General features: G+C 66.9%; 23 protein-coding genes, 10 tRNA genes and 1 other RNA gene. 25 read left to right on the forward strand and 9 right to left on the reverse strand.

All coding sequences use genetic code 11. From position 1 onward, the window contains the following. Window positions 1-90: 90 nt before the first annotated feature. From HIV01_RS01735 to HIV01_RS01800, 14 genes are all read left to right on the forward strand, one after another. Window positions 91-167 (forward strand) — tRNA-Pro (locus HIV01_RS01735). Between the two features lie 67 nt (window positions 168-234). Further along, a tRNA-Arg gene (locus tag HIV01_RS01740) sits at window positions 235-311 on the forward strand. Window positions 312-375: 64 nt separating this feature from the next. Further along, window positions 376-452: transfer RNA gene (locus HIV01_RS01745), tRNA-His, on the forward strand. A 65-nt stretch (window positions 453-517) separates the two neighbouring features. Continuing rightward, window positions 518-593 (forward strand) — tRNA-Lys (locus HIV01_RS01750). Between the two features lie 96 nt (window positions 594-689). Continuing rightward, window positions 690-774, forward strand: a tRNA-Leu gene (locus HIV01_RS01755). A 267-nt stretch (window positions 775-1,041) separates the two neighbouring features. After that, window positions 1,042-2,337 carry a trigger factor gene (gene tig / locus HIV01_RS01760; RefSeq protein ID WP_200604563.1) on the forward strand — a complete coding sequence of 432 codons (1,296 nt, stop codon included), beginning with the start codon at window positions 1,042-1,044 and terminating at the stop codon, window positions 2,335-2,337. Between the two features lie 165 nt (window positions 2,338-2,502). Further along, window positions 2,503-3,129, forward strand: coding sequence for an ATP-dependent Clp endopeptidase proteolytic subunit ClpP (gene clpP, locus HIV01_RS01765; protein ID WP_200604564.1), 627 nt, complete (start codon window positions 2,503-2,505; stop codon window positions 3,127-3,129). 186 nt (window positions 3,130-3,315) lie between these two features. Beyond that, the gene (gene clpX, locus HIV01_RS01770) at window positions 3,316-4,605 is read left to right on the forward strand and encodes an ATP-dependent Clp protease ATP-binding subunit ClpX (RefSeq protein WP_158734065.1); all 1,290 of its coding nucleotides are present in this window, start codon (window positions 3,316-3,318) and stop codon (window positions 4,603-4,605) included. A gap of 245 nt (window positions 4,606-4,850) precedes the next feature. Continuing rightward, window positions 4,851-7,283 carry an endopeptidase La gene (gene lon, locus HIV01_RS01775; protein WP_200604565.1) on the forward strand — a complete coding sequence of 811 codons (2,433 nt, stop codon included), beginning with the start codon at window positions 4,851-4,853 and terminating at the stop codon, window positions 7,281-7,283. Between the two features lie 207 nt (window positions 7,284-7,490). Next, window positions 7,491-7,763, forward strand: coding sequence for an HU family DNA-binding protein (locus HIV01_RS01780; RefSeq protein WP_158734067.1), 273 nt, complete (start codon window positions 7,491-7,493; stop codon window positions 7,761-7,763). Window positions 7,764-7,776: 13 nt separating this feature from the next. Next, window positions 7,777-7,851 (forward strand) — tRNA-Val (locus HIV01_RS01785). 34 nt (window positions 7,852-7,885) lie between these two features. Next, window positions 7,886-7,962 (forward strand) — tRNA-Asp (locus tag HIV01_RS01790). A gap of 112 nt (window positions 7,963-8,074) precedes the next feature. Further along, window positions 8,075-8,151, forward strand: a tRNA-Asp gene (locus HIV01_RS01795). A 235-nt stretch (window positions 8,152-8,386) separates the two neighbouring features. Then, window positions 8,387-10,366 carry a peptidyl-prolyl cis-trans isomerase gene (locus tag HIV01_RS01800; RefSeq protein ID WP_200604566.1) on the forward strand — a complete coding sequence of 660 codons (1,980 nt, stop codon included), beginning with the start codon at window positions 8,387-8,389 and terminating at the stop codon, window positions 10,364-10,366. 75 nt (window positions 10,367-10,441) lie between these two features. Here HIV01_RS01800 and HIV01_RS01805 read toward each other — a convergent pair whose 3' ends face one another. From HIV01_RS01805 to gloB, 3 genes are all read right to left on the reverse strand, one after another. Next, window positions 10,442-11,236, reverse strand: coding sequence for an enoyl-ACP reductase FabI (locus HIV01_RS01805; protein WP_200604567.1), 795 nt, complete (start codon window positions 11,234-11,236; stop codon window positions 10,442-10,444). Between the two features lie 146 nt (window positions 11,237-11,382). Then, on the reverse strand, window positions 11,383-12,477 hold the full coding sequence (locus tag HIV01_RS01810) for a lytic transglycosylase domain-containing protein (protein ID WP_207527159.1): 1,095 nt from the start codon (window positions 12,475-12,477) through the stop codon (window positions 11,383-11,385). A gap of 68 nt (window positions 12,478-12,545) precedes the next feature. Next, window positions 12,546-13,313: a hydroxyacylglutathione hydrolase gene (gloB, locus tag HIV01_RS01815; protein WP_207527052.1), complete on the reverse strand. Its 768-nt coding sequence runs from the start codon at window positions 13,311-13,313 to the stop codon at window positions 12,546-12,548. A gap of 103 nt (window positions 13,314-13,416) precedes the next feature. On the opposite strand from gloB, the gene HIV01_RS01820 reads away from it, so the two are divergent. From HIV01_RS01820 to dnaQ, 3 genes are all read left to right on the forward strand, one after another. Next, window positions 13,417-14,082 carry a class I SAM-dependent methyltransferase gene (locus HIV01_RS01820; protein ID WP_200604569.1) on the forward strand — a complete coding sequence of 222 codons (666 nt, stop codon included), beginning with the start codon at window positions 13,417-13,419 and terminating at the stop codon, window positions 14,080-14,082. Window positions 14,083-14,152: 70 nt separating this feature from the next. Continuing rightward, entirely contained in the window at window positions 14,153-14,638 is a 486-nt protein-coding gene (rnhA, locus tag HIV01_RS01825) for a ribonuclease HI (protein ID WP_200604570.1), read from the forward strand. An 85-nt stretch (window positions 14,639-14,723) separates the two neighbouring features. Next, window positions 14,724-15,461 (forward strand): DNA polymerase III subunit epsilon, encoded by a 738-nt coding sequence (dnaQ, locus tag HIV01_RS01830; protein WP_200604571.1) that lies wholly within the window; start codon window positions 14,724-14,726, stop codon window positions 15,459-15,461. A 57-nt stretch (window positions 15,462-15,518) separates the two neighbouring features. Here dnaQ and HIV01_RS01835 read toward each other — a convergent pair whose 3' ends face one another. Both HIV01_RS01835 and HIV01_RS01840 read right to left on the reverse strand, forming a co-directional pair. Continuing rightward, window positions 15,519-16,223, reverse strand: a complete 705-nt coding sequence (locus tag HIV01_RS01835; RefSeq protein WP_158733659.1) for a PP2C family protein-serine/threonine phosphatase — start codon at window positions 16,221-16,223, stop codon at window positions 15,519-15,521. Between the two features lie 182 nt (window positions 16,224-16,405). Continuing rightward, window positions 16,406-16,496 (reverse strand) — tRNA-Ser (locus tag HIV01_RS01840). Window positions 16,497-16,608: 112 nt separating this feature from the next. On the opposite strand from HIV01_RS01840, the gene HIV01_RS01845 reads away from it, so the two are divergent. Continuing rightward, window positions 16,609-17,016 (forward strand): DUF6165 family protein, encoded by a 408-nt coding sequence (locus HIV01_RS01845; RefSeq protein ID WP_200604572.1) that lies wholly within the window; start codon window positions 16,609-16,611, stop codon window positions 17,014-17,016. Window positions 17,017-17,048: 32 nt separating this feature from the next. Here the strand turns inward: HIV01_RS01845 and HIV01_RS01850 are convergent, their stop codons facing one another. Together HIV01_RS01850 and HIV01_RS01855 are read right to left on the reverse strand one after the other, a co-directional pair. Further along, the gene (locus tag HIV01_RS01850; protein WP_200604573.1) at window positions 17,049-17,399 is read right to left on the reverse strand and encodes a hypothetical protein; all 351 of its coding nucleotides are present in this window, start codon (window positions 17,397-17,399) and stop codon (window positions 17,049-17,051) included. Next, the gene (locus HIV01_RS01855; RefSeq protein WP_200604574.1) at window positions 17,399-18,496 is read right to left on the reverse strand and encodes a glycosyltransferase family 9 protein; all 1,098 of its coding nucleotides are present in this window, start codon (window positions 18,494-18,496) and stop codon (window positions 17,399-17,401) included. Before HIV01_RS01855 ends, HIV01_RS01850 begins: the two co-directional genes overlap by 1 nt. 159 nt (window positions 18,497-18,655) lie before the next feature. Between HIV01_RS01855 and HIV01_RS01860 the strand changes: the two genes are divergently transcribed. Genes HIV01_RS01860 through HIV01_RS01890 form a run of 7 tightly spaced genes read left to right on the forward strand, consistent with a single transcriptional unit; the run spans window position 18,656 to window position 23,434 of the window. After that, the gene (locus tag HIV01_RS01860; RefSeq protein ID WP_200604575.1) at window positions 18,656-19,405 is read left to right on the forward strand and encodes a 3-deoxy-D-manno-octulosonic acid kinase; all 750 of its coding nucleotides are present in this window, start codon (window positions 18,656-18,658) and stop codon (window positions 19,403-19,405) included. A 2-nt stretch (window positions 19,406-19,407) separates the two neighbouring features. Then, a complete protein-coding gene (locus tag HIV01_RS01865; RefSeq protein WP_200604576.1) occupies window positions 19,408-20,178 on the forward strand; it encodes an MBL fold metallo-hydrolase in 771 nt (256 codons plus the stop codon). Beyond that, window positions 20,178-21,200, forward strand: a complete 1,023-nt coding sequence (gene moaA / locus HIV01_RS01870; protein WP_200604577.1) for a GTP 3',8-cyclase MoaA — start codon at window positions 20,178-20,180, stop codon at window positions 21,198-21,200. Before HIV01_RS01865 ends, moaA begins: the two co-directional genes overlap by 1 nt. Next, on the forward strand, window positions 21,201-21,701 hold the full coding sequence (gene moaC / locus HIV01_RS01875; protein WP_200604578.1) for a cyclic pyranopterin monophosphate synthase MoaC: 501 nt from the start codon (window positions 21,201-21,203) through the stop codon (window positions 21,699-21,701). Then, window positions 21,698-21,940 carry a molybdopterin converting factor subunit 1 gene (gene moaD, locus HIV01_RS01880; protein WP_200606299.1) on the forward strand — a complete coding sequence of 81 codons (243 nt, stop codon included), beginning with the start codon at window positions 21,698-21,700 and terminating at the stop codon, window positions 21,938-21,940. Before moaC ends, moaD begins: the two co-directional genes overlap by 4 nt. A 20-nt stretch (window positions 21,941-21,960) precedes the next feature. Continuing rightward, window positions 21,961-22,386: a molybdenum cofactor biosynthesis protein MoaE gene (locus HIV01_RS01885; protein ID WP_200604579.1), complete on the forward strand. Its 426-nt coding sequence runs from the start codon at window positions 21,961-21,963 to the stop codon at window positions 22,384-22,386. 31 nt (window positions 22,387-22,417) lie between these two features. Next, window positions 22,418-23,434 carry a YncE family protein gene (locus HIV01_RS01890; RefSeq protein WP_200604580.1) on the forward strand — a complete coding sequence of 339 codons (1,017 nt, stop codon included), beginning with the start codon at window positions 22,418-22,420 and terminating at the stop codon, window positions 23,432-23,434. 38 nt (window positions 23,435-23,472) lie between these two features. On the opposite strand, the gene ffs is transcribed toward HIV01_RS01890, so the two are convergent. Then, window positions 23,473-23,569: signal recognition particle sRNA small type (gene ffs / locus HIV01_RS01895), an RNA gene on the reverse strand. A 90-nt stretch (window positions 23,570-23,659) separates the two neighbouring features. Beyond that, window positions 23,660-23,752: transfer RNA gene (locus HIV01_RS01900), tRNA-Ser, on the reverse strand. Between the last annotated feature and the right edge of the window lie 44 nt (window positions 23,753-23,796).

Below are 23,796 nucleotides of genomic sequence, written 5' to 3' on the forward strand. Positions count from 1 at the left end.
TTCGAGGCATCGCGTCGTTGACATGGACGCGTCGTCCGCCCAAACTAGCCGGCCTTTCGCGGCGTTGGCGCGCAACGAAAGTCCGGGACTCGGGGTATAGCTCAGCCTGGTAGAGCGCCAGCTTTGGGAGCTGGATGTCGTGGGTTCGAATCCCTCTGCCCCGACCATCCGCCAGGTGCTCGACCGCCGTTCCGCCGAGTGCCAGTTTCGAGTGTCAGTTAAGATGCAACGCTGGCGCCCGTAGCTCAACCGGATAGAGCACCGGCCTTCTAAGCCGGTGGTTGTGGGTTCGAGTCCCGCCGGGCGCGCCAAACATGTGGGTCTGGCATTCGTGCCGGCACACATGCCAGAAACACCGCGAAAACAAGCTTTATGGTGGCTGTAGCTCAGTTGGTTAGAGTACTGGATTGTGATTCCAGATGTCGGGGGTTCGAGTCCCCTCAGCCACCCCATTTTGTTGTTGTGTGATGTTGGCGAGATCGATTTTTGTTGTTATGATTTCGCACCTAGTTGTTCCGGGCCGTTAGCTCAGTTGGTAGAGCAGTTGACTCTTAATCAATAGGTCCAAGGTTCGAATCCTTGACGGCCCACCAATCCCGGAAAAGCACCTGGCAACCCCAGGTGCTTTTTTCTTTTCAGGCCCCCGGCCTAGAATGCCGCCGCGACGGTCTCGTCCCCGGGCTGGCAGCGCGAAAGTGGCGGAATTGGTAGACGCCCTGGATTTAGGTTCCAGTGCCGCAAGGCGTGCGGGTTCGAGTCCCGCCTTTCGCACCAGCCTGCCGTACCGGCAGGCTGATATTTGTAGTTGAACGAGCGCTCGCGAGCGGTTGCCCCGACGGGCCCGGCCCTGGCGTTTCCGGGCCGGCCCCGGCCCCCCGCAACCGGCCTCTCCCTGAATCCGTCCCCACGCTGGCGGCGCGGCCCGTAATCGGCGAAACTATTCCGTTCCGCTGGCCGGCGGGCTTGTTTTCGCTGCGGCCGCGGTCGGACAGGATCATCAACATCGTGCCGTGGCTGGTCGCCGCGGTGGCAGGAGTGGATATGCAAGTTTCGGTCGAATCGCTCGGTAACCTCGAACGTCGCATGACTTTCAGCCTCCCGGCGGATCGCCTGGAAGCTGTGGTCGGCGGCCGCCTGCGCGAGATCTCGCGCGGCGCCAAGATCAAGGGTTTCCGCCCCGGCAAGGTCCCCGCCAAGGTGATCGAGCAGCGCTTCGGCGCCCAGGTCCGCGCCGAAGTTCTCGACGGCCTGCTGCGCGAGGGCTTCAGCAATGCCGTGCGCGAGCAGTCGCTGCAGATCGCCGGCAACCCGCAGATCGTCCCGGCCTCGGACGCCGAGCTGGCCTACGTGGCCACCTTCGAAGTGGTGCCGGACTTCGGTGACATCGACGTCGCCAAGCTCAACGTCATCCGTCATACCGCCGAAGTCAGCGACGCCGATATCGACGCGATGATCGAGAACCTGCGCATGCAGCGCCGCAGCTGGAACGCGGTCGAGCGCGAAGCCGCCACCGGCGACGCGGTCGAGATCGAGACCTGGTCGCAGGTCGGCGACGACCGCCTGCCCGCCGAGGGCGTCGAGCGCGGTGCCACGATCATCGGTTCGGCTTCCATGCTGCCGGCGATCGAGTCGGCCCTGGTCGGCCTCAAGGCTGGCGACGAGAAGGTTGCCGAGATCGAGTTCCCGGCCGACTGGCGCGTGCCGCAGTTCGCCGGCCGCACCGCCCAGGTCAACCTCAAGGCGACCAAGGTGTCCGAGCCGGTGCTGCCGGACGTCGACTTTGCCTTCATCAAGAGCTTCGGCGTGCGCAGCGGCGATGCCGAGCAGTTCCGCGCCGACATCCGCAGCAACCTGGAGCGCGAGCTCAAGGGCGCGCTGATGACCCGCCTGCGTCGTGAAGTCGGCGAGCAGCTGATTGCCGGTTACTCGCACGTCGAGATGCCGCCGAAGCTGGTCGAAGGCGAGGCCCGCGACATGGCCCGCCAGACCATCGAGCAGGCCCGCCGCCAGGGCCGTGCGATCGGCGAGATCCCGGCCGACGCCCACATGGGCTTCATGGACGCCGCGCGCAAGCGCGTGCTGGTCGGCCTGATCGTCGGCGAGATCGCTCGCCGCAACGAGCTGCGCCTGGAGCCCAAGCGCGTCACCGAAACCCTGCAGCTGATTGCCTCGACCTACGAGGAACCGCAGCAGGTGATCGAGCTGTACCGCAACGACGCCCAGCTGATGTCGGGCCTGCAGGCTCGCGTGATGGAAGAGCAGGTGATCGACTGGATCGCCGAGCGCGCCCAGCACACCGAGCAGCCGTTGTCGTTCAACGAGGCGATCCGCCAGTAATCGCTGCTCCCGGCGCCACGACGGCGGCACCGCCACGGTGCGGTCCGTCGTGGTCGAAGGGAAGTAGCGCGCGTGCCCCTTGCGCTCCGGTCCGGTTGGCCCCAATTTGACCGTACTACGCTTCCAGTTAGCGCCCAATCCCAGACCCAAGGTGCCGTTGAATCCATGGACAACCTGACCCGAGCTTTGAATCTCGTCCCGATGGTGGTCGAACAGACCAGCCGCGGCGAGCGTGCCTACGACATCTATTCGCGCCTGCTCAAGGAGCGCGTGATCTTCCTGGTCGGCGGCGTCGATGACCATGTCGCCAACGTGATCGTGGCGCAGATGCTGTTCCTCGAGGCCGAGAACCCCGAGAAGGACATCAGCCTGTACATCAACTCGCCCGGTGGCGTTGTCACCGCCGGCCTGGCGATCTACGACACCATGCAGTACATCAAGCCGGACGTGAGCACCATCTGCGTCGGCCAGGCCGCCTCGATGGGCGCGCTGCTGCTGGCGGCCGGTGCCAAGGGCAAGCGTTACGCCCTGCCGAACTCGCGCGTGATGATCCACCAGCCGCTGGGCGGCTTCCAGGGCCAGGCCACGGACATCGACATCCATGCCCGCGAGATCCTGACCCTGCGCCAGCGCCTCAACGAGATCCTCGCCAAGCACACCGGCCAGGCCCTTGAGACCATCGCGCGTGACACCGAGCGCGACAACTTCAAGAGCGCCGAGGCCGCCCGCGAGTACGGTCTGGTTGACCAGGTGCTGGAACGGCGCCCGGAAGACTCGATCCAGACCAGCTGAGACAGCCCCCTGAGTCCGTCCAAGGTCGTTGATCCAGCAGTCATTTAGGCCAACGAGCCGGCCCGCGAAGCGGGCCGGAGCGCTGTGTTATTCTCGGGCCGTAGCACCTGAACGCGTCCAGCCTTGGACGGGTTCCGGCACGAGCACCACCAAAAGCACCACCAAAAGCACCACTTGGGCACAAGCATGAGCGACGACCGACAGGGCCGCAGCACCGGCGACAGCAACAAGATTCTGTATTGCTCGTTCTGCGGGAAGAGCCAGCACGAGGTCCGCAAGCTGATTGCGGGTCCGAGCGTCTTCATCTGCGATGAGTGCGTCGAGCTGTGCAACGACATCATCCGCGAGGAACTCGAGGAAAAGGCGCAGTCGGCACGCAGCCACCTGCCCAAGCCGCGCGAGATCCTCGAGGTGCTCGACCAGTACGTGATCGGCCAGACGCGCGCCAAGCGCACGCTCGCGGTCGCCGTGTACAACCATTACAAGCGCATCGAGAGCCGTCAGAAGAACGACGACGTCGAGCTCGCCAAGTCCAACATCCTGCTGGTCGGTCCGACCGGTTCGGGCAAGACGCTGCTGGCCGAAACGCTGGCGCGCCTGCTCAACGTACCGTTCACGATCGCCGATGCGACCACGCTGACCGAAGCCGGCTATGTCGGCGAGGACGTGGAAAACATCATCCAGAAGCTGCTGCAGAAGTGCGACTACGACGTCGAGAAGGCGCAGCAGGGCATCGTCTACATCGACGAGATCGACAAGATCTCGCGCAAGAGCGACAACCCGTCGATCACCCGTGACGTGTCCGGCGAAGGCGTGCAGCAGGCGCTGCTCAAGCTGATCGAAGGCACCGTTGCCAGCGTGCCGCCGCAGGGCGGTCGCAAGCATCCGCAGCAGGAGTTCCTGCAGGTCGACACGCGCAACATCCTGTTCGTCGTCGGCGGCGCGTTCGCCGGCCTGGACAAGATCATCCAGCAGCGCAGCACCGAGGCCGGTGGCATCGGCTTCGGCGCCAAGGTCAAGAGCAGCGAGCGCAAGTCCGACATCGGCAAGCTGCTGGCCGACGTCGAGCCGGAAGACCTGATCAAGTTCGGCCTGATCCCCGAGTTCGTCGGCCGCCTGCCGGTGGTCGCCACGCTCGAGGAGCTCGACGAGCCGGCGCTGGTCAAGATCCTGACCGAGCCGAAGAACGCGATCACCAAGCAGTTCAAGAAGCTGTTCGACATGGAAGGCGTGGAGCTGGAGTTCCGCCCGGACGCCCTGGCCGCGATCGCCCGCAAGGCACTCAAGCGCAAGACCGGTGCCCGTGGCCTGCGCACGATCGTCGAGTCGGTGCTGCTCGACACCATGTACGAGCTGCCCTCGCTCGAGAACGTCAGCAAGGTCGTCGTCGACGAGTCCGTGATCGACCACAAGACCGAGCCGTACCTGATCTACCAGACGCCGCCGGCCGCTCCCAAGGTCGCCTCGGCAGACTGAGCCGGCCCCTCCGATGGAGGGTTGCCCGGCCCCTCCCGGCCGACCGGCCGGGAGCCAGCGCCAATGTGCGCTTATTCAGTGCTAATTGCCTGATTAATAAGGATTAATTGTGACCGGCCCGCAGCTTTCCCTGCGCGCCGCTTGCATCCTTTCTCGCGGACCCCCATAACCGTGGCCATGGGCTTTGAAGCCCACCGATCCCTCGGGCCCCAGGCCCGTCCACGCCTATTCCGGAGTTCCCCCTCATGTCCGACTCACCAGAACGCGAGACGCTGAGCCTGCCGGTGCTGCCGTTGCGCGACGTCGTCGTGTTCCCGCACATGGTGATCCCGCTCTTCGTCGGCCGTGACAAGTCCATCCATGCCCTGGACCAGGCCATGGAAGCCGACAAGCGCATCCTGCTGGTCGCCCAGAAGTCGGCCGAAACCGACGACCCGGGCGCCGCTGACCTCTATCAGATCGGCACGCTGGCGCAGGTGCTGCAACTGCTCAAACTGCCCGATGGCACCATCAAGGTGCTGGTCGAGGGCGTGTCGCGCGTCAACGTGCATGACGTCACCGAGACCGGTGGCGCGCTCACCGGCCTGGCCGAAGTCGTCGAGCCGGAGAACGACCGCGAAGAGCGCGAGATCGAAGCGATCGCGCGTTCGCTGATGAGCCTGTTCGAGCAGTACGTCAAGACCAATCGCAAGCTGCCGCCGGAACTGATGCAGACCCTGTCGGGCATCGACGAACCCGGTCGCCTGGGCGACACCATCGCCGCCCACCTGGGCGTGCGCATCGGCGACAAGCAGAAGCTGCTGGAAACGCACGGCATCGGCACGCGACTCGAACTGCTGGTCGGCCTGGTCGACGGCGAGATCGACGTGCAGCAGCTGGAAAAGCGCATCCGCGGTCGCGTCAAGTCGCAGATGGAGAAGAGCCAGCGCGAGTACTACCTCAACGAGCAGATGAAGGCGATCCAGAAGGAGCTCGGCGAGATCGATGACGCGCCCAACGACATCGACGAGCTGACCCGCAAGATCGCCGAATCGGGTATGCCCAAGCCCGTGGAAACTAAGGCCAAGGCCGAGCTCAACAAGCTCAAGCAGATGTCGCCGATGTCGGCCGAAGCCGCGGTCGTGCGCAACTATCTCGACTGGCTGCTCGGCGTGCCGTGGAAGAAGCGCAGCAAGATCCGCAAGGACCTCAAGGCCGCGCAGGACGTGCTCGACGCCGATCACTTCGGCCTGGAGAAGGTCAAGGAACGCATCCTTGAATACCTGGCGGTGCAGTCGCGCGTGAAGCACATGAAGGGCGCGATCCTGTGCCTGGTCGGACCGCCGGGCGTGGGCAAGACCTCGCTGGGTCAGTCGATCGCCAAGGCGACCAACCGCAAGTTCGTGCGCATGTCGCTCGGCGGCGTGCGTGACGAGGCCGAGATCCGTGGCCATCGCCGCACCTATGTCGGCTCGATGCCGGGCCGCATCGTGCAGAACCTCAACAAGATCGGCAGCAAGAATCCGCTGTTCGTGCTCGACGAGATCGACAAGATGTCGATGGACTTCCGTGGCGATCCGTCGTCGGCGCTGCTGGAAGTGCTCGACCCGGAACAGAACAACGCGTTCAACGACCACTACCTGGAAGTCGACCTCGACCTGTCGGAAGTGATGTTCGTGGCGACGTCGAACTCGCTCAACATTCCCGGCCCGCTGCTCGACCGCATGGAAGTGATCCGCATCCCGGGTTACACCGAGGAAGAGAAGCTCAACATCGCCATGCGTTACCTGATGCCCAAGCAGATCAAGGCCAATGGCCTGAAGCCTGAAGAGCTGAAGGTGGCCGAGAGTGCGGTGCGCGACATCGTGCGCTACTACACGCGCGAATCGGGCGTGCGCAGCCTCGAGCGCGAGATCGCCAAGATCTGCCGCAAGGTGGTCAAGGAAATCGCGCTCGCCGGACCGAAGGCGAAGAAGGCCAAGACCACGGCGGTCAACGTCACCTCGAAGAACCTCGACAAGTACCTGGGCGTGCGCCGCTACGACTTCGGTCGCGCCGAGGAGCAGAACGAGATCGGCCTGGTGACCGGCCTGGCCTGGACCGAAGTGGGCGGCGATCTGTTGCAGATCGAATCGACGCTGGTACCGGGCAAGGGCCAGCTGCTGCTGACCGGCCAGCTGGGTGACGTCATGAAGGAGTCGGCCTCGGCCGCGCTGTCGGTCGTGCGTGCGCGCACCGACCGGCTCGGCATCGACCTGGATTTCCTGCAGAAGCAGGACGTCCACGTCCACGTCCCCGAAGGCGCCACGCCCAAGGACGGCCCCAGTGCCGGCATCGCCATGGCCACCGCGCTGGTGTCGATGCTCACCCGCAACCCGGTCAAGGCCGACGTGGCCATGACCGGCGAGATCACGCTGCGCGGTCGCGTGCTGCCGATCGGTGGCCTGAAGGAAAAACTGCTGGCGGCGCTGCGCGGCGGCATCCACACCGTGATCATTCCGGACGAGAACCGCAAGGATCTGGTCGACCTGCCCAAGGCCGTGACGCAGGGCATGAAGATCATTCCGGTGAAGTGGATCGACGAGGTGCTCGACATCGCTCTGGAACGCCCGCTGGCACCCGTGCCGGCATCGGGACAGGGTGAGGTACCGGTGCGTGATGGCACCGGCACGGTGACGCAGGCAGACCTCAAGCACTGATCAGTTGCACTTGTTCCCATCACGCTGATGACGCTGGAAGCCGCGCCACAGCTAGCTTTCAGGCTTGCACCCCTAAAATGCCGCTGGTATAACGGCTGCGACCGCGCAGATGGCTGACGAATTCAGCATCTGCGCGGCACCAGTCGATCGGGCGCATGTCCCGATTATCAGAACATGCGGCAACATCCGCACAGGGAGTCAAAACGAATGAACAAGGCTGAGTTTGTTGGCGCCGTCGCCGAAGCTGCAGAGCTGTCCAAGACCGATGCCGCCAACGCCGTCGACGCCGTGATCAGCGTCGTCACCAAGGCGCTGAAGAAGGGCGACACGGTGACGCTGGTCGGCTTCGGCACGTTCCAGGTCCGCAAGCGCGCCGCCCGCCAGGGCCGCAATCCGAAGACCGGCGAGACGATCAAGATCAAGGCCTCGAAGAATCCTTCGTTCAAGGCTGGCAAGGCGCTCAAGGATGCCGTAAACTAAGCGACTCGCACGCGGGTGCTTAGCTCAGCGGTAGAGCGTCTCCTTTACACGGAGAGGGTCGGGGGTTCGAAACCCTCAGCACCCACCAAAAAGCGCCAGTTTGTGAAACGTTTTCAAAGTGCGGAGTGGTAGTTCAGTCGGTTAGAATGCTGGCCTGTCACGCCGGAGGTCGCGGGTTCGAGTCCCGTCCACTCCGCCAGTTTCGCCAAAGGCGCCGGCAACGGCGCCTTTGTTTTCCAAAGGGTAAGGGCAATGGATTTCCGTCTTGGCGGAACCGGAGCCGGGCCTGCAAGGGTCATGTTTCAAAGCGCGGAGTGGTAGTTCAGTCGGTTAGAATGCTGGCCTGTCACGCCGGAGGTCGCGGGTTCGAGTCCCGTCCACTCCGCCAGTTTTACCGAGGGCGCCGGCAACGGCGCCCTTTTTTCTTCATGTATGGAGCGCCTCTGGCGCCCTTTTTTGAACCGCGCCGGCAACGGCGCGTTTTTTTTGGCCGGAGTACCGGGCCCCGGTGCCCGGATCCCATCTTCGGCCCGGCTGCGGCCCCGGAATCCCGCGCCGCCGGCCCCGTTTGCAGGCCTCCAAGCACGCTAAACTGTCGGGCTTACGACTGACGCGTGCCGGATATGCTGCAGAAACTTCGCGACAAGACCTCGGGCTGGATCGCCACCGTGATCCTGGGCCTGCTGATCATTCCCTTCGCCTTTGTCGGCATCGAGCAGTACCTCGGCCAGCGCACCGACAACTCGGTGGCGAAGATCGACGTGCCTCCGACCTGGTGGCCGTCGGCGCCGTCGTTCTGGCCGGTGTCGGTGTTCTGGCAGCACGACTCGATCGGCATCGACGAGTTCCGCAGGACCTTCGAACAGGCGCGCCAGCAGCAGCGTGCGCAGCAGGGCGAGGCCTTCGACGCGCGTGCTTTCGAAAGCGTCGACAACAAGCGCGCGATCCTCGACGGCCTGATCGACGCCCGTGTGCAGCAGCTCTCTGCGCAGCAAGACGGCATGGTCGTCAGCGATGCGATGGTGCGCAAGTCGATCCAGGAAGTTCCGGGTTTCCAGGTCGATGGCAAGTTTGATTACACGCGCTACAAGCTGGCGCTGGCGTCGCAGGTGCCTGCACTGAACGAGCGTCAGTTCGAGCAGCAGGTGCGCGAGGGTCTGCAGCAGTCGATGATGTCGATGGGCGTTGCCGCCAGCAATTTCGTCACCACCGCCGAGATGGACCGCCTGTTGCAGCTGATGGGCGAGCAGCGCGATGCCAGTGTGTTGCCGCTGCCGGCTCCGGTTGCCGACACCGGTGCGGTGACCGCCGCGGAGATCCAGAAGTGGTACGACGGCCATGCCGCGCAGTACCGCGCGCCGGAAGCGGTGGCGATCGAATACGTCGAGATCAACAGCGCGACGCTGCCGGCTCCGGCGCCGGCGGACGACGCCACGCTGCGCCAGCGCTACGAGCAGGAAAAGAACCGCTTCATCGAAGCCGAGCAGCGCCTGGCTTCGCACATCCTGGTGCGCGTGCCCGAAGGTGCCGACGCCGCCGCGCAGAAGGCCGCCGAACAGAAGGCGACCCAGCTGGCCGCGCAGGCAAAGGCGCCTGGCGCCGACTTCGCCGCGCTGGCTCGCGCCAACAGCGACGACACCGGTTCGCAGGCCGTGGGCGGCGATCTTGGCTGGGTCAGCAAGGGCATGATGGTGGGCCCGTTCGAGAACGCTTTGTTCGCGATGAAGCCCGGTGAAATCAGCGCGCCGGTCAAGAGCGAGTTCGGCTGGCACGTGATCCAGCTGCGCGAGCTCAAGAGCGGTGCGCAGGAAAGCTTCGAGCAGGTGCGTGAAGCGCTGGCCCGCGAGCAGGCCGAGGCCGATCGCGAGCGCGTGGCCAGCGAGTTCAGCAGCCGCCTGGTCGACCTGACCCTGAAGAATCCGTCGTCGCTGGCGCCGGCCGCTCGCGAGATGAACATTCCGCTGCAGAAGGCCGGTCCGTTCTCGCGCACCAATGCGCAGGGCATCGTCGCCAACCCGGCGGTGATCCGTGCCGCGTTCTCCGACAACCTGATCCAGGACGGTACGATCAGTGATCCGATCGAACTGGCTCCCGGCCATAGCGTGTTGATCCGCGTCACGGCGCACACGCCGGAGCGGGCGCTGCCGCTGGCCCAGGTTCGCGACCAGGTGATCGCGGCGGTGCGTGCAGATCGCAGTGCGCAGGCCGCGCGCAAGGATGCCGATGCGCTGGTCGCGCGACTGAAGGGTGGCGAGACGCTGGACGCCATTGCGGCCTCGCGTCAGCTGCCGCCGCCGCAGGTGCTGCCGGGCATTCCGCGCGGTGCGCCGGTGCCCGAGGCCAGCGTGGCCGATGCGATCTTCGCTGTTGCGGCTCCGGACGCCGGCAAGGTTTCGCCTGGCCAGGCGCAGCTGAGTGACGGTCGCATCGTGCTGTTCGCGGTGAGCAAGGTGACGCCTGGCGACGTGGCGTCGATGCCGGCGCAGCAGCGCGAGATGCTACAGCAGCAGATCGCCCGCATCGGCGGCAGCGATGACGTGCGCGCGCTGGTCTCGCAGCTGCGCAAGCGCGTCAAGGTTACGGTGGTCGAGCGCAATCTCTGATTGCGCCTCGCGACTGATGCAAAAGAAAAGGCCCGGCAATGCCGGGCCTTTTTTTTGTGATTGATCAGCGACGAATTATTCGTTGCCGATCCCGGTCATGCCCAGGATGTTGTAGCCGGCATCGACGTAGGTGACTTCGCCGGTGACGCCGCTGGCGAGGTCCGAGCAGAGGAAGGCGGCGACATTGCCGACGTCTTCGATCGTCACCGTGCGACGCAGCGGTGCGTTCTCCTCGACGTGGCCGAGGATCTTGCGGAAGCCGGCGATGCCGGCGGCTGCCAGCGTCTTGATCGGGCCGGCGGAGATCGCGTTGACGCGCGTGCCTTCCGGGCCGAGGTTGCAGGCGAGGTAGCGGACCGACGCTTCGAGGCTGGCCTTGGCCACGCCCATCAGGTTGTAGCCGACCAGGGCGCGCTCGGCGCCGAGGTAGCTCAGGGTCAGGATCGAACCGTTGCGGCCCTTCATCAGCGGACGTGCCGCCTTGGACAGTGCCGACAGCGAGTACGAGGAAACGTCGTGGGCGATGGCGAAGTTCTCGCGGGTCAGGCCGTCGAGGAACTGGCCGGCGATGGCTTCGCGCGGGGCGAACGCGATCGCGTGGACGAGGATGTCGAAGCCGTCGCTCCACTGCTGGCCGAGCTGCTCGAAGCAGGCGGCGATCTGTGCGTCATCGCTGACGTCGAGCGGCAGGACGATGTTGCTGCCGTACTCGGCGGCGGCCGACTCCACGCGCGACTTGAGCTTCTCGTTCTGATAGGTGAACGCCAGCTGCGCGCCTTCGCGGTGCATGGCCTCGGCGATGCCGCTCGCGATCGAGCGCTCGCTGGCGATGCCGGTGATCAGTGCACGCTTGCCTTGCAGAAAACCCATGAGCCGTTCCTTTCTGATGATGATGACCGCTGCGCCTGAGCGTAGCGCGGTCGAGCAAAGACTCTAGTGTAGCCGCCTGCGGGGGGCGGTTGCCGAGGGCGCCGTACGCGGTTTGACGATGCGGCGCCGTAGGGTCGGCGCCGCTGTCAGGGCGAGCCGGCCTCGCTCGGAACGCGGTTTCCCGGAGCGTCATGGGCGTCGATGACCAGCAATTGACCCGGCTTGAGCACGGCGCGGGCGCCCAGGCCGTTGCGCTGCATCAGGTCGGCGACACGGACGTCGTAGCGCCGGGCGATGGTCGAGGCACTCTCGCCTCGCTTGACGGTGTGCTTGCGTGAAGCGGCGGCAGGGGCCGTCGAGGCGGCCGCCGGCTCAGCCGACGCGACCGCATCGACCGGCGTTGCCGGTGCCGAGATCGCCAGCAGGCGGGCAGGTCGGGTGCCTATGCCGTCGGCGTAGACCGGATTCAGGCGCACGAGCTGGCCGCTGTCCTCGCCGGTCCGGGCCGCCCACTGGTCGAGCCGCTTGATCTCGGCCGGCAGCGTCACGGCCTGCAACCGCGGCACGGGCCGGTCGAGCTGGCGCAGCCATTCCTCGCGGTCGTCGGCCTGCTCCATCAGGCAGGACAGGGCGTGCAGCTTGCGCACGTAGGCCTGGGTGATGTCGGACAGGCCGACCAGCTGTTCGGGTTTGGCGCTGCGCGCGACCTGGCCGCTGCGCTTGAGCGCGCCCATCACGCGGTACTCGCCGGCGTTGTAGGCCATCACCGTCAATCGCCAGTCGCCTGCAAACATGCCATGCAGCGTCTTCAGGTAACGCACTGCGGCGGTGGTCGAATCCACCGGCGACAGGCGGCCGTCGTAACCGCTGCGCATGGGTACTTCATGGTTGCGCGCGGTGATGGCGATCATCTGCCACAAGCCGGCCGGGCCGGCCGGGCTGCGCGCGCCGGGGCGGTAGCCGCTCTCGACGAACGGGATCAGCGCGAACTCGGTCGGCAGGTGCGCCTGGCGAAGGGCGTCGACGACGTAGCCGAACAGCGGCAACAGGTCGTCGTCGACCGCGAGCCGCTTGGGGGCTGTGGCGAAATGCTGGCGCCAGCGAGGAGAGACGCCGCCGGGTTCGCACTCGGGTTCAGCCAGGCCTTCGCGGAACGATTCATAGATCTCGCGGCCGTTGCGGGTGGTCGCTTCGGCGGGTGTCGCCGCGGTCTGCGCCTGGTTCGCGCTGTCCTGGGCCATCGCCGGCAGCGCCAGAACGCCACCGAGGAACAGGCCGGTCGCCAGCCGGCGCCATGGGCGGGCGCACGTCACGCGACGAATCCGTCCTTCCAGCGCCGCAATGCGGCGAACGCTTCCACACTGTCGCCCGGAGCCTGGCCGGTCTGGTGCAGCAGGGCGGCGCGAACCTCGGCGCTGTCCACGCGAAGGAACGGATTGGCCGCCAGTTCGCTGGCGATGGTGCTGGGCAAGGTCGGTTGACCGGTCTGGCGCATCGTCTGGGCATCCTCGGTGCGACGCGTCAGCGCCGGGTTTCCGGGTTCTACCACGCGGGCAAAGGCCGCGTTTGAGAGCGTGTACTCATGTCCGCAACACAGCCGGGTCTGGCCGGGCAGGGCGGCGAGGCGTGACAGCGAATGATGCATCTGCGCCGGGGTGCCTTCGAACAGGCGCCCGCAGCCGAGACTGAACAGGGTGTCGCCGCAGAACAACAGGTCGTGGCCGACATAGGCGACATGGCTGAGCGTGTGGCCGGGCAGGGCCATGACCTCGAATTCCCAGCCGGCCAGCTCGAAGCGGTCGCCGTCGCCGACGCGGCGGGTGGCCGTGGCGATGCGATCATCGACCGGGGCCATCACCGGCAGCCCTCGCCAGCGCTCCAGCAGGGCGGGGACGCCGCCGATGTGGTCGTGGTGGTGGTGGGTCAGCAGGATTCCGGCCGGCTGCAGCCCGGCGTCGGCCGCGGCCAGGACCGGCGCGGCCTCGCTGGGGTCGACGATGAGGGCGCGCGAGCCGTCGTCGTCGGCACAGATCCAGATGTAGTTGTCGCTCAGGGCGGGCAGGGCCTGCAGGCGCATGCGCAATGATCCTCGGAGGCTTGCCTGGGAGACACGGGCGTGCCGCACAATCGACCGACCCGACAGAACTTCCCGATCCGTACGACCCGAGCCGGCCCAGACCATGCCTCTGCCTTCCCACCCCCGTCAACCAGACGCGGCCCATGTGCCGCTGGCCTGGTTCAGCAGCGAGGCAGGCCAGGGCCTGCTGGCGGTGCAGGAAGCGGCGATGGCGCGGGTGCTGGCTTCCCGGCCGCCGGCGACCCCTTGGGCGTGGTTCGGGGTCCGTGGGGCCACCGCGCCGGAGATCGCCGAAGGCCGCGGCCTGGCCCTGCGCCGCAATGGCGCCGGCTTCGACGGTGGTGTCCGCTGCCGGTTGCCGTTGCCCTTCGCCAGCGAAGCCTTCGGCGCGATCCTGCTCCAGCACGCCCTCGATGACGGCTTTGCCATCGACCTGATCCTGGACGAGTGCGCGCGGATGCTGATGCCCGGCGGCACGCTGTGGCTGGCGGCACTCAATCCGTGGAGTCCATATCGGGCGCGTTGGGCGCGCACGGGACTGCATGCGCGCGATCCTGGCGGTTGGCAGTCGGCATTGCGGCGGACCGGCTTTGCCGTCGACACGGTCAGCCTGCAGTGGCTGGGGCCGCACTGGCGCGTTGCCCATGGCGAAGTTGGCGTCGGCGCGGCCGATCGTCTGCGCGCGGGCATTGCACTGACCGTGAACAAGCGCGTGCATGCGCTGATCCCGCCGACGCCACTTCGCAATCTGCGCTGGAGCGAGGTGTAGGTGGCCAGGTTGTCAGGAAGTTGCAGGCGAACCGCGCCCGTCGACTGCGCATTGCGGCGATAATGCCGCGATGAATTCTGACGCAAGCACCACCGACACACGCAAGCAGGTCGAAATCCACACCGACGGCGCCTGCCTGGGCAATCCCGGTCCCGGCGGCTGGGCTGCGCTGCTGCGCTTCCGCGGCCGTGAGCGCGAGGTCGCCGGCGGCGAAGCCGATACCACCAACAACCGCATGGAGCTGATGGCGGCGATCATGGCGCTGGAAACGCTCAGCGAGCCGTGCGAAGTCGTCCTCCACACCGACTCGCAATACGTGCGCCAGGGCATCACCGAATGGATCGGCAACTGGGTTCGCCGCGGCTGGAAGACCGCCGGCGGCGATCCGGTCAAGAACCGTGACCTGTGGGAACGCCTGCATGCGGCGGCGCAGCGCCATTCGATCCAGTGGAAGTGGGTGAAGGGCCATTCCGGCGACCCCGACAACGAGCGCGTCGACGTGCTCGCACGCCTGCAGGCACAGCGCCTGCGCGGCAGTTCGGCCGTGGCTCGCTGATCGTGTCCCCCCTGAGCACGCCGGCGGCGCGGATTGCGTTGCGTCGCCTGTCCGGGCGAGCGGCGATCGTGTGAGAATGGCGCCGATGCGGCAGATCATCCTTGATACCGAAACCACCGGCCTGAGCTGGGAGCGCGGCAACCGCGTGGTCGAAATCGGCTGCGTGGAATACATCGAGCGCCGACCCAGTGGCCGCACCTTCCATGTCTACCTGAAGCCGGACTGCGATTTCGAGCAGGGCGCGCAGGAAGTCACCGGGTTGACCCTGGACTTCCTCGCCGACAAGCCGGTGTTCGCCGACGTGGTCGAAGAGTTCATCGCCTTCATCGACGGCGCCGAACTGATCATCCACAACGCCGCGTTCGACGTCGGCTTCCTCGACAACGAGCTGCGCCTGGTGGACTCGCAATACGGCGGCCTGCGCGAGCGCTGCAACGTCGAGGACACCCTGCTGATGGCGCGGCAGCGGTTCCCCGGCCAGCGCAACTCGCTTGATGCGTTGTGCAAGCGGCTGGGCGTGGACAACTCGCACCGCCAGTTGCACGGCGCGCTGCTCGACGCGCAGATCCTCGCCGAGGTCTACCTCGCGCTGACCTCCGGCCAGGAGGAAATTGGCTTTGCCAGCGATGCCGCCGGCACCCAGGTCGAAGTGGTCAGCTTCCGTACCGACCCGGCGGCGGCACGTCCGCGCGTACAGGTGGCCGCGGACGAACTGGCGGCACACGAAGCGCGACTGGAGAAGCTGCGTAAGAAGGCCGGCAAGTGCGTCTGGGACCAGTTCATCGTGGTCGCCGAGGCCGAAGCGGAACTCGAGCCGGCCTGACCGGCTGGTCGCGAACGCCTGGGTCCCGTCACTCGCCCGGCGTCATGCCGGTAGACGTCAGTGGTGGCGGACCAGGATCACGGTGACGTTGTCGGAGCCGCCGCCATCCAGCGCGGCGGCCACCAGGGAATCCACGCACTCTTGCGCACTGCAGTCGTCCTGCGCCAGCACGCGGGCGATGCCACGGTCGTCGACTTCCTCGGTCAGGCCGTCACTGCACAGCAGCAGCTGCATGCCGGGCTTGAGCTCGCCGGTCATGGTCTCGACGTTCAGGTTGCGCGGGTCGGTCACGCCCAGTGCCTGCGTCACGACATTGCGATGGGGATGGCTGCGCGCCTGTTCATGGGTGATCGCTCCGGTGGCGATCAGCTCCTGGACATAGCTGTGATCCTGCGACAACTGCGCCAGGTGGCCTTCGCGCCACAGGTACACGCGGCTGTCGCCGACCCAGGCGACTTCGAAGCGACTGCCGGCGATGCGCGCGGCGACCACGGTCGTGCCCATCGGCAACGCGTCGTTGCGGCGCTTGGAGGTGCGGATGATCTCTTCGTCGGCGATGCGGATCGCCTGCGCCAGCGGCGTGCCGTCGCGGATCTCGCGGACGATGGTTTCGCGTGCCAGTGCGCTGGCGACCTCGCCGTATTCGTGCCCGCCCATTCCGTCAGCGACCAGCCACAGTCCCAGCTCGCCGTCACCGTAATAGGTGTCTTCGTTGAGCTCGCGGCGCAGGCCGACGTGAGTGAGGTGTCCGAATTCGATCATGCGTCGATCATGCCGGTCGCTGTCTCGGTACTTGATGGCGGTTAACGGAATGATCGTGGCGGAGCGGCCGCGAGGCAAGGAGGAAACCTTCAGGTTGGCGCCACCGCGACGCAATGGTCCGGATTCCCCCGTCAACGGCCCCAAAACGCAAAACGCCCCACGAGGGGGCGTTTGCGTGAATCTGGCGGAGAGGGGGGGATTCGAACCCCCGGTACGCTATAAACGTACGCCTGATTTCGAGTCAGGTACATTCAACCACTCTGCCACCTCTCCGGGTAGTGCAGCGAGCCGGGAATTCTACGGGGCTTGCGCGCCGCCGGCAAGCACCACGGAGTGCGGCGACCGGCCGGCTACACTATCGCTCCCCTGAACGAACGGCGACGTCATGTCCGAAATCCTGGTCCCGGTGTCCTTTGGCGAACTGCTCGACAAGATCGCGATCCTGCAGATCAAGTCCGAGCGCATGAGCGACCCCGCCAAGCTGGCCAATGTCCGCAACGAACTGTCGGCACTGGAGAAGACCTGGATGGCGCATCCGGCCGCCGGCAACGACATCGCCCGCCTGCGCGCCGAGCTGAAGGCGGTCAACGAGCGCCTGTGGGTGATCGAGGACGACATCCGCATCAAGGAGAAGGCGCAGGCCTTCGATGACGAGTTCGTGCGCCTCGCCCGCAGCGTCTACTTCGAGAACGACGAGCGCGCGCGCATCAAGAAGGACATCAACCTCGCCCTGGGTTCGTCGTACGTCGAAGAGAAGTCGTACGAGGACTACAAGACCGGCGCGGCACCCTGAGCCGGTCCCTGCGCGAATCAGGTTGATCGAAGTCAGGTGGCCAGCGCGTACGCGGCCACCGCGAACGACAGCGCCGCCACCGTGGCGGCGACCGCCGCGGCGATCTGCACCCGCATGAGGCGTTGATCCTGCAGCGCCTGCCGCTGGCGCAGCTCGACGATGGTGCGCTCCAGTTCCAGCGACGCCTGCTTGAGCGCGGTGAGGGTCATTTCCATTTCGGCGGCCAGGGTCTTGATCGCCTGATGGTTCTGGTCGACCGCGTCCTGCAGCTCGCGGATCTGCTGCGGGATCTGGGTCGGCTCCTTGCCGCGGGTGAACATCGGCCTGGCCGCGCGGATCAGTTCCGGCAGCAGCGGTGCGACCACGGTGAACCAGGCGGCCATCACGACGTCTCCGTGCTTGCATTGGCCGCGTGCGGCGGCAGGTGATCGGCGCAGTAGCGCTCGAAGGCGGCGATCGCATCGTCGACCGTGACCAGGTCCATGACGCCGTCGTGCTCGATCTTGGTGCCCCAGCGCAACTCCGCCGCCGGCTTGCCCAGGTACTTGCGCGCGGCGTCATCGTAGCGGTCGGCACAGTAGCTGCGATCGCTGTAGGGGCCGCTGCGCGCCGGGTTGCTGGCCGCGTGCAGGCCCAGCACCTTGGTGCCCATCGCGTTGGCGATGTGCATGGGACCCGAATCCGGCGTCACCAGCAACTGGCCGCGTTCGAGCAGCGCGGGCAGCTGCTTGAGCGTGTCCTTGCCGACAAGGTCGAGCGCGGGCTGTTGCATCGCGGCCAGGATCGCGTCGCTGGTCTGCCGCTCCAGTTCGCTGCGGCCACCGCACAGCACCACCCGCCAGCCGCGCGCGACGGCATGGTCGGCCAGCGCGGCGTGCCGCTCCGGGCGCCAGTTGCGCAGGGCGTGGCTGGAGCAGGGCGAAACCAGCATCGTCGGCTTGCCATCCTGCGGCCATTGTTCGCGCGCCCACTGCCTCGCCTCGTCGGGCACCGGCAGGTCCCAGCGCACCCGGTCCTGATGAAGGCCAAGCGGCTCGCAGAAACTGCCGATCGCGTCGAGTACATGGATGCCCGGGCGGTCGGGGATGCGTTCGTTGACGAACAAACCGTGCAGGTCTTTCGAACGCGAGCGGTCGTAGCCGATCCGTCGCTTCGCCGGGATGAAGGCCGACAGCAGGTTGGCGCGTGCGGCGACCTGCATCTGCAGCAACACGTCGAAGCGGCGCTGAGCGCCAAGGCGCTGGCGCAGTTCACGGTGCAGCGCGCGCATGCCGGCCAGGCCGGTCTTCTTGTCGTACTCGACGAAGTCGACGCCGGGCAGGCCGGCCAGCAGGCGATGTTCGCCCTTGCCGATGATCCAGGTCAGGCGCACCTGCGGCCACGCCGCCTGCAAGGTGCGCACCAGCGCCACGACGTGGGTGACGTCGCCCAGCGCCGACAGGCGCAGCAGGCAAATCGATGCGGGAGCGGCGACCTTCATACGCCCAGCGTCCCAGCCGAAGCGGCAAACCGCAGGCCGGGCCGGTTCGGGCCGCGGGCAGATTCGTGCTTCACTGTCGCGTCGACAGAGGCCGGGGACCAACTGCATGCGGTGCGTGAAGGCAGATTGCTGGGCACGTGAATTGCTAGACTCCGGGGAATGACGGGGTTCGATGCTACCGAAGAGTTGACGCCGTTCCGCGACGACAGCGGATTCGGAGCCATTCTGTTCGACCGCAACCGGGTGCGGCAAGCTAGTCCGGAGTGGTTCGTGCCGTCGTTCTGGGAGCAGCGCGCGCGCCCGGTGGAGAGCGGCGGACGCGGCGGCGCCTGGTTCATCGACGCGCCATTCGGCCCGGCGTTGTTGCGGCGCTACCTGCGCGGCGGCATGGCCGCGCGCGTCAGCCGCGACCGCTACTGGTGGCAGGGCGCCGGCAGTACCCGCAGCTTCGCCGAGTTCCGCCTGACCCGCACGATGGCCGAAAAGGGCGTGCCGGTGCCGCGTCCGATCGCCGCCTGCTATCGCCGCGACGGCATGTTCTACCGCGCCGCGATCCTGCTCGAACGCCTGGATGACGTGCGCAGCCTGGCCGACCGGGCCGCGGTCGCCGGCGACGGCGCTCCGTGGGAAGAGGCCGGCCGGCTGATCGCGCGCGCCCATCGCGCCGGTCTCGACCATGCCGACCTCAACGCCCACAACCTTTTGTTCACCACCACCGGTAGAGGCTGGATCATCGACCTCGACCGCGGCCGCATGCGCATTCCCGCCACCGGCTGGCGCGAACGCAATCTCGCCCGCCTCAAGAGGTCGCTGCTGAAGCTGCGCGGCAACCGCAGCGCCGAAGAGGTGGAGCGCGATTTCGGCCGTCTGCGCGAGGCCTACGATCGCGCCTGGGACCGAGGCTACTGAGCATGGCCTTAGCGAACACAAGCTGGCAGCTGCGCCTGCACGGAGTCGGCAATGCGTCGGCGGTCGAGCTCGGCTCGGCCATGGCGACCATCGAGCGCAACGGCGTGCCGTGGCTGACCATCGACTGCGGCGGCGAAGGCCTGACCGCTTACCAGGCCTACTACGGCGATGCGCCGCAGGCGCTGTACATCACCCATACCCACCTCGACCATGTCGCCGGTTTCGAGCGTCTGTTCGTATCCAGTTACTTCGACCCGGATCGCCGCGGCCGGATCCGCCTGTACGTGCCGGCAACGGTGCTGCCGCTGCTGCACCAGCGCGTCGGCGACTACCCCAATGCGCTGGCCGAGGGCGGGGTGAATTTCTGGGATGCCTTCCAGGTCATTCCCGTCGGTGGTTCGTTCTGGCACGACGGCGTTCGGCTGGAAGTGTTCCCCACGCGCCATCACTGGCCCGAGACCGCCTACGGCCTGCGCCTGCACGGCAGCGTGGTGTGGACCGGCGACACCCGGCCGATCCCGGAGATGCTGGCGCGCTATGCCGACGCCGGCGAACTGATCGCGCACGACTGCGCGTTGCAGGGCAATCCTTCGCACAGCGGCATCGAGGATCTCGAGCGCGAGTACCCGCCGGCCTTGCTCGATCGCTGCCTGCTGTACCACTACGGCAACCGCGAGGAGGGCGAGGTCCTCGCCGCGCGCGGTTACCGCGTCGCCCATCCCGGCCAGGTCGTGGCGCTGGCCGAGCCGACGGCCATGCAGGTGGAGGCGTGATGAGCGCCGTGCCGGCCACCTCGCCGCTGCCGCTCGATCTGCGCGCGCGGCCGCTGCACGATCTGCGCCTGTCGGTGATCGAGGCCTGCAACTTCCGTTGCCCGTACTGCATGCCGGCCGATCGCGTGCCGGACGATTACGGTTTCGACTCGGCATCGCGGCTGTCCTTCGACGAGATCGAGACGCTGGTGCGCGGATGCGTCGCGCTGGGCGTCAACAAACTGCGCCTGACCGGTGGCGAACCGCTGCTGCGCAAGCGCTTGCCGCAGCTGGTGGAGCGGCTTGCCGCCATCAACGGCCTGCAAGACATCGCGCTGACCACCAACGGTTCGCTGCTGGCCGCGCAGGCGCGGGCATTGCGCGATGCCGGACTGGGCCGGATCACCGTCAGCCTCGATGCGATCGACCCGCAGCGTTTCAGCCAGATGAGCGGTGGCCGCGGCGACATCGCCGACGTGCTGGCGGGCATCGAGGCGGCGCAGGCGGCGGGGTTTGCTTCGATCAAGCTCAACTGCGTCGTCGAGCGCGGCATCAACGACGACCAGGTGCTGCCGCTGCTCGAACGTTTCCGTGGCAGCGGCCATGTGCTGCGTTTCATCGAGTACATGGACGTGGGCACCTGCAACGGCTGGGTGCGCGATCGCGTCGTGCCCTCGGCGGAGCTGCGCGATCGCATCGCGGCGCGCTGGCCATTGCGCGCGCTGGAGGCGAACTACCGGGGCGAGGTGGCCTCGCGTTACGCGTTCGCCGATGGCCAGGGCGAGGTCGGATTTGTCAGTTCGGTCAGCGAGCCGTTCTGCGGCGACTGCCATCGCGCCCGCGTGTCGGCGGACGGCAAGCTTTACACCTGCCTGTTCGCCGGCGACGGCCACGACCTGCGCCCGGCGCTGGCGCAGGGCGAGTCGGCACTGCGCGATCGCGTGGCGGAACTGTGGTCCAACCGCGGCGATCGTTACAGCGAACTGCGTGGCGCCAGTGGCACCTCGCGCCGGCATGTCGAGATGTATCTCATCGGCGGTTGAATGAAAGCCAGCAACAAATCCAAGTCCAGGCAGCTCACCCACATCGACCCGGACGGGCGTCCGGCCATGGTCGACGTCTCCGCAAAGGCGGTCACCGCGCGTGAGGCGCGGGCCGAATGCAAGGTGCGCTTTCCGGCACCGGTGGCGACGCAGTTGCGAGCCTCGGGACTCAAGAGCGCCAAGGGCGGCATCGTCGACACGGCGATCATCGCCGGTACGATGGCGGTCAAGCGCACGCACGAGCTGATCCCGTTCTGCCACCCGTTGCCGATCGACGGCTGCCGCATCGCCATCGACTGGGACGGTGCGACGACGCTGCGCATCGAATGTGCCGTGCGCACGACGCACCGCACCGGCGTGGAGATGGAAGCGCTGACCGGTGCGACCGTGGCGGCGCTGACGGTGTACGACATGTGCAAGGCGTTGTCGCATGCGATCGTGCTGGGCCCGGCACGGGTGCTCGGCAAGCGCGGCGGCCGCCACGACTTCGGAGCGACCTGATGGCCCTGGCCACCGTCCTGTATTTCGCCAGCCTGCGTGACGCCGCCGGCGTCGCCAGCGAACCGGTCGACGCCGATGGCGATCTGAGCGGACTCTACGAGCTGTTGCGCACGCGCCACGGCTTCGCCTTGCCGCGCGAGCGCCTGCGCGTCGCCGTCGATGGCGAGTTCGCGCGCTGGGACCAGCCGGTCCGCGCCGGCAGCGAGATTGCCTTCATCCCGCCGGTCAGCGGCGGCTGAGCCCCCACAGCAGTTACGACATGACGAAGCATTTCAGCCTTTCCGATACTCCCTTCGACACCGCAAGCGAGCGCGCGAAGCTGCTCGATGATCGCGTCGGTGGTTTTGCCAGCTTCGAGGGCTGGGTGCGCGATCACAACGACGGCCGGCCCGTGCACGGGCTGCGATACGAGGCCTACGCCGCACTGGCCGAGGCCGAAGGCGAGCGCGTGCTGACCGAGGCACTGTCGAAGTTCGACATCCTCGACGCGCGCTGCGTGCACCGCGTCGGTGACCTCGCGATTGGTGAACTGGCGGTGTGGGTGGGCGTCAGCGCCGCGCATCGCGACGCGGCCTTTGCCGCCTGCCGTTTCGTGATCGACGAGGTCAAGTCGCGCGTGCCGATCTGGAAGCATGAGCGCTATGCCGACGGCGACGCCGGCTGGCTGCACCCACACCAGACGTAGCCGTCCAGCAACTCGTCATGGAGCCATCGCAATGATCCGACCCGTCGTGCTTTCGCTGTCGCTTGCGCTGGCGCTGTCACCAGGGATGATCCCGGCCGCAGGCTCGACCGAGTTGCTGGTGGGCAACAAGTCGGCCGACACGGTCTGGCGCCTGTCCACCGATGACGGACGCAAGCTCGGCGAGTTCGCGACCGGACAGGGTCCGCACGAGATCGTCGTCAGCAGCGATGGCCGCACCGCACTGGTCAGCAACTACGGTTCGCAGTCGCCGGGCAGCAGCCTCAGCGTGCTCGACCTGGCAGGTGGTGGCGCCGCGCGCAGCATCGATCTTGGCGACAACACCCGTCCCCATGGCATGCGCCTGATGCCGGGCAACAAGCGGGCCGTCGTCACCACCGAGGGCTCGCGCAAGCTGCTTGTCGTCGATATCGAAAAGGCCAAGGTGGACTCCGCGATCGACCTGGGCGAGGGCAGGGGGCACATGGTGGCCCTCTCCGTAGATGGCGCGACCGCCTACGTCACCAAGATCGATGCCGGCACCGTCAGTCGTGTCGATCTCAAGGCCGGACGCAAGACGCACGAGGTTGCAGCAGGCGCCGGCGCCGAAGGCGTTGCAGTGCATCCGCGCAGCGGCGAGGTCTGGGTGAGCAACCGCGAGGCGGGGACGGTCACCGTGCACGATCCGGCGACGCTGGCCGTGCGCGCCACCGTGCCCAGCCCGGGTTTCCCGATCCGGGTCGTGTTCACCGCCGACGGCCGCCACGCGCTGGCGACCAACGCCCGCGCCGCGACGCTGTCGGTGATCGACGTCGAAGGCAAGCGCGTCATCCAAACCGTCGATCTGTCGCGCAAAGGCGCGCAGTACAGCCAGACCATGCTCGGCCGCGCGGCGTTGCCGATCGGCGTGATCGCCGACCCGTCGGGCAAGCGCGTGTACGTGGCAATCAGCGGCGGCGACGAGATCGCGGTGGTCGATACCGCGCGCTGGCAGGTCGTCGGGCAGTGGAAGACCGGGCGCGAGCCCGATGCGCTGGGCGTGGTGCCCTGAGCCTGCGCAGGGCGGGGGCAGCGCCACAAAAGGCGATGGCCCCGCCGGCTGACCTCGGCACCCGCATCAGTCAATACCGTTGCTGCCTTCCGGCCCTGGCGGAGTTTTCGACCTAGCGTCGCGAGGGGCCGACGGGGCCACCATAGAGACTTTCATCAAAAGCCCCGCGTTGGCGGCGGGGCTTTTCCCACACTTGCTGTAAACACTACTTTGAAGCTGGGAAGCTGGCGGAGAGAGGGGGATTCGAACCCCCGAAGCGCGGTTTAGACGCTTACACACTTTCCAGGCGTGCTCCTTCAACCACTCGGACACCTCTCCGCACCTGAACCTGCTTCATCCCCTGAACGCGGCATCCAGCCGTT

Origin of the sequence: Lysobacter arenosi (assembly GCF_016613475.2) — a bacterium.
Classification (GTDB): domain Bacteria; phylum Pseudomonadota; class Gammaproteobacteria; order Xanthomonadales; family Xanthomonadaceae; genus Lysobacter_J; species Lysobacter_J arenosi.